Origin of the sequence: Thiocapsa sp. (assembly GCF_035467215.1) — a bacterium.
GTDB lineage: Bacteria > Pseudomonadota > Gammaproteobacteria > Chromatiales > Chromatiaceae > Thiocapsa.
On the sequence record NZ_DATITZ010000124.1, the window covers coordinates 1 to 3,012 of the forward strand.

Below are 3,012 nucleotides of genomic sequence, written 5' to 3' on the forward strand. Positions count from 1 at the left end.
GCGAGGATGCACGCCGGTGAAGCGTGCGGGACATCCGCGCTCCGCGCTTACCGCATTGCTTCACCGGAAAACGACATCACCGGTGGAAAATTCCCTGCAAAAATGGCCGGTGGTTTGCGGATCAGGATGGGAAACAACACCGTGCAGGAGCGCGCGACTGGCGACCGGCCTGGCAAGACCTGCTTTGAAGGCGCTTCGGTCGAGACGCTCCCGGTGTTTACTCGGGACCCGTCTGGCCCTAGGCTCCGCCTATTCCGATGATGACACAACGACCAAGGTCAACGTCATGAGCCTGATTCAACCGACCCGGATCGACTTCGATGATCCGGAGCTGACCGCGACGCGGGCGGAGCTTGTCCGCGAGCTGCGTAGCTTTTTGCCGCCGGACGGGGTTCTCGAGCGACAGGAGCAGGTGCAACCCTACGAATGCGACGGCCTCTCGGCCTATCGGCAGTTGCCCTTGCTGGTGGTGTTGCCGCGCACGGTCGAGGAGGTGCAGCGCATCATGCGGCTGTGTCACGAAAAGGACGTGCCGGTGGTGGCGCGCGGGGCCGGGACCGGACTCTCGGGCGGCGCCTTGCCGCGCGGCGACGGGGTCCTGCTGAGCCTGGCGCGCTTCACCCGGATCCTCGATCTGGACCCGGTCGCGCGCACGGCGCGGGTCGAGCCCGGCGTGCGCAATCTGGCGATCAGCGAGGCTGCGGCGCCGCATGGGCTTTATTACGCACCCGATCCGTCGAGCCAGATCGCCTGCACCATCGGGGGCAATGTCGCGGAGAATTCGGGCGGGGTGCACTGCCTCAAGTACGGGTTGACGGTGCACAACGTCCTTGCGGTCAAGCTGGTGACGATCGAGGGCGAGCTGATCGAGCTGGGATCGGACGGGCTCGACGCGGCGGGCTATGACCTCTTGGCGCTCTTCATCGGCTCCGAAGGGATGCTCGGCGTGACGGTCGAGGTAACGGTCAAGCTGCTGCCCGTGCCGGAGCGGGCCCAGGCCATCCTCGCGGCCTACGACGACGTGGAGAAGGCCGGTCAAGCCGTCGGCGACATCATCGCGGCCGGGATCATCCCGGCGGGTCTGGAGATGATGGACGGGCCGGCGATCCAGGCGGCGGAGGACTTCGTGCATGCCGGTTATCCGACGGACGCCGCAGCCATCCTCATCTGCGAGATCGACGGGACCAGTCAGGAGGTCTCCGAGGAGGTCATGCGGGTGCGCGATCTGCTCTTGGCCAGCGGCGCGACCGAGGTCCGGACCTCGCGCGACGATGCCGAGCGTCTGATGTTTTGGAAGGGGCGCAAGGCCGCCTTCCCGGCGGTTGGCCGGATCTCGCCGGACTATTACTGCATGGACGGCACCATCCCGCGACGCGCCCTGCCGGAGGTACTGCGGCGCACCGCAGAGATGTCGCGCGAATACGGGCTGCGGGTCGCCAATGTCTTTCATGCCGGGGACGGCAACATGCACCCCTTGATCCTTTTCGATGCCAATAAGCCGGGCGAGCTTGAGCGGACCGAGGAGTTGGGCGGACGCATCTTGGAGCTGTGTGTGGAGGTCGGCGGGACCATCACGGGCGAGCACGGTGTCGGGATCGAGAAGATCAATCAGATGTGCGTCCAGTTCAGTCCGGAGGAGCTGGGGCAGTTCCATGCGGTGAAGGCGGCGTTCGATCCGAAGGGGTTGCTGAATCCGGGCAAGGGCGTACCGACGCCGCGGCGCTGCTCGGAGTACCGGCAGCTTCCGGATCACGCGCATCGGCACCCGCACTGATGGCGACGCCCGAACGCCTGATCAACGCCGACCCGTCCAGCGACGAGCTGGCGCTCGATACCGCCATCCGCCCGCGCAAGCTCGAAGACTACGTCGGGCAGCCGGCCGTGCGCGAGCAGATGGAGATCTTCATCGGGGCGGCGCGCGGGCGGCGCGAGGCGCTGGACCATGTGCTCATCTTCGGCCCGCCGGGACTCGGCAAGACCACGCTCGCGCACATCATCGCGCACGAGATGCAGGTCAATCTGCGCCAGACCTCCGGGCCCGTGCTGGAAAAGCCGGGCGACCTCGCGGCCATCCTGACCAATCTCGATGCCGGAGACGTGCTCTTCGTCGACGAGATCCATCGTCTCAGCCCGGTGGTCGAGGAGGTGCTCTATCCGGCGATGGAGGACTATCAGCTCGACATCATGATCGGCGACGGCCCGGCCGCGCGCTCGATCAAGCTGGATCTGCCGTTCTTTACCCTGGTCGGCGCGACCACGCGGGCCGGGCTCCTGACCTCGCCGTTGCGCGACCGCTTCGGCATCGTGCAACGCTTGGAGTTTTACACCGCGGAGGATCTGGCCTGGATTGTTCGCCGCTCGGCGCGCATCCTCGCCATCGAGACCGAGGCGGAAGGCGCCGCCGAGATTGCCCGGCGCTCGCGCGGCACGCCGCGCATCGCCAACCGGCTGCTGCGCCGGGTGCGTGATTTCGCCCAGGTCCGTGCCGATGGGCGCATCACCGCAGAGGTTGCAGACCAGGCGCTCGGGATGCTCAAGGTCGACGCCTTGGGCTTCGACCACATGGACCGGCGGTTGCTCGATGCCGTCATCAACAAGTTCGACGGAGGACCGGTGGGCGTCGAAAGCCTGGCCGCAGCGATCGGCGAGGAGCGCGGCACCATCGAGGATGTGCTGGAACCCTTCCTGATTCAACAAGGCTATCTGATGCGGACACCGCGCGGGCGTGTCGCTACGCAAGCGGCTTATCTTCACCTCGGGCTCAAACCGCCGCGGACCGTCGTCGAGCGTGCCGCCATCCCGGACCTTTTCGGTGTCGTCTCGGATTAAACCGCGCCCAGCGCCGTATGCAATGTTTTTGGATGGGATCGGCCCCGGCAGACTTGACGACCGTTGGAGTCGGCGCGGTTTAAGGTGCTTTCCGGAAACGAAAGCCTGCCCGACGGCGAACCGGGCCGGAGCAAAACAGACCGACCTCGTCAGACATCCGGCAGCCAGTCTTCGTCGAGGATC

Annotated in this window: 3 protein-coding genes; all 3 read left to right on the plus strand. The window is 66.2% G+C overall.

Annotated features, from left to right (window positions below; genetic code table 11):
- A partial coding sequence (locus VLR48_RS07235; RefSeq protein ID WP_325291134.1) for a hypothetical protein occupies nucleotides 1-261 on the plus strand: 261 nt, incomplete at its 5' end.
- Between the two features lie 25 nt (nucleotides 262-286).
- On the plus strand, nucleotides 287-1,774 hold the full coding sequence (locus VLR48_RS07240) for an FAD-linked oxidase C-terminal domain-containing protein (protein ID WP_325291135.1): 1,488 nt from the start codon (nucleotides 287-289) through the stop codon (nucleotides 1,772-1,774).
- Entirely contained in the window at nucleotides 1,774-2,829 is a 1,056-nt protein-coding gene (ruvB, locus tag VLR48_RS07245) for a Holliday junction branch migration DNA helicase RuvB (RefSeq protein ID WP_325291136.1), read from the plus strand. Before VLR48_RS07240 ends, ruvB begins: the two co-directional genes overlap by 1 nt.
- The last annotated feature ends 183 nt before the right edge of the window (nucleotides 2,830-3,012 follow it).

Coding starts and splice junctions, on each gene's coding strand:
- VLR48_RS07240 (WP_325291135.1), top strand. CDS start 287: ATGAGCCTGATTCAACCGACCCGGATCGACTTCGATGATCCGGAGCTG.
- ruvB (WP_325291136.1), top strand. CDS start 1,774: ATGGCGACGCCCGAACGCCTGATCAACGCCGACCCGTCCAGCGACGAG.